This is a genomic window from Microcystis sp. M53598_WE2 (genome assembly GCF_030067735.1).
Taxonomy (GTDB): domain Bacteria; phylum Cyanobacteriota; class Cyanobacteriia; order Cyanobacteriales; family Microcystaceae; genus Microcystis; species Microcystis aeruginosa.
Genome location: NZ_JASJFE010000222.1, coordinates 1 through 1704, shown reverse-complemented (window position 1 = coordinate 1704; position 1704 = coordinate 1). Strand labels below are relative to the sequence as shown.

Annotated in this window: 1 protein-coding gene; it reads left to right on the top strand. The window is 40.4% G+C overall.

The window, feature by feature from the left end:
* A partial coding sequence (locus tag PX636_RS04650; RefSeq protein ID WP_288116353.1) for an NB-ARC domain-containing protein occupies positions 1-1704 on the top strand: 1704 nt, incomplete at both ends.

Sequence of the window (1704 nt, the reverse complement as noted above, 5' to 3'; positions counted from 1 at the left end):
CTGGAACATTAGTTATTAGTGCGATTTATGGCTTAGGAGGTATTGGTAAATCCACTTTAGCGGCAGCTTTAGCACAAGAAAAAGAAGTTCAAGCCTTTTTTCCTGATGGGATATTCTGGGCAACATTAGGACAACAACCAGATATTTTATCCTTTCTTCATGGCTGGATTCAAGCTTTAGGAGATTATAATTTTAAGCCGACGGGTATTGATGCGGCATCCTTACACTTGAGGACTTTATTGGCAGATAAAAAGGCTTTATTAGTAGTAGATGATCTCTGGAATGTAGAAGATATTGATCCTTTTAGAGTAGCAGTAAATCAATGTAAATTATTAGTAACCACTAGAGAAGTTCCCGTTAAAGGGGCAATTCGTTATGATTTGAATGTGATGACCGAATCTCAATCTTTAGCCTTATTAAGGGGTTATTTAAAGCATGAATTAAATTTAGCAGATCAGAAACAAGCCAAAATATTAGCCAAAATTGTCGGGTATTTACCCTTAGCTTTGGAGTTGACGGCGGCACAAATTGAAGATGGGATTCCTTGGGCTGAATTAATCGAAGATTTACGGGCAGAAATCGCTAATTTAGAAATTTTAGATCGCTTGGAAGCTGGAGATACTGCCAATGAAGAAAAGCGCAAACATTATAGTTTAATTGCCTGTTTTAATCTCAGTTTAAAGCGGTTATCGCCCCAAAGATTGCAACAGTTTATTTGGTTGGGAGTTTTACCTGATGATGTGACAATTACGGAAAAAATGGCAATTACTTTATGGGATTGTCGGCTAACGGAAGCGAGGAAAACCCTCAGATATTTACGCGGTAAAGCTTTATTATTAACAGGGGTTTCTAGTGAACAAATTACGAATTATCGTGTACATGATCTCTTACATGATTTAGCCCGTAATCTTTTACAAGCGTCTTCTCATCCTGAAAGAGAGTATCAATTACCGGGGTTGGGTTTATCGATTTCTGAAGCTCATCGGCAACTTTTAACCCGGTATCAAAAACAAATTAAGAGATCCCCCCTAACCCCCCTTGAAAAGGAGATATCCCCCCTAACCCCCCTTGAAAAGGGGGGAAAAGAGGTGGAAGTCCCCCTTAGTAAGGGGGATTTAGGGGGATCAAACTGGCATAGTTTAGAGGATGATGGCTATATTTATAATCAATTGCTCTGGCATTTGGAAAAAGCGGGACAGATAGCCCAGATTCATCTATTACTGAGGGAAGAAACCGCAGAAGGTCATAATGGTTGGTATAGTCAGTGTGAAAGGGAAGGGAAAACAGCAATTTTTATTAAGGATGTTTCCCGGGCGTGGCAATTGGCGGAGGAGCATTTTATTGAGAATCCTACTAAGTCTATTGGGTTACAGGTTCGTTATGCTTTAATCACCACTTCTCTTAATAGTTTGGCGAGGAATATTCCATCAGAATTGATTGCTTTACTGATTAAACATGAAATCTGGACACCTGCTCAGGGATTGGCTTATGTGAGGCAAAGTCAAGATGATGAGAAGCAAGCCGAAGGATTAAGGGCAATTAGTCCCTATCTTACCCCTACTTTATTACCCGAAGCCTTAGAAGTTGCCAGAGGGATTGGGGATGAATACCTCCGTGCAGAGGCATTGACCGGGTTAGCTCCCTATTTACCGGAAAGTTTATTACCCGAAGCCTTAGAAGTTGCCAGAGGGATTGGGGATGAAT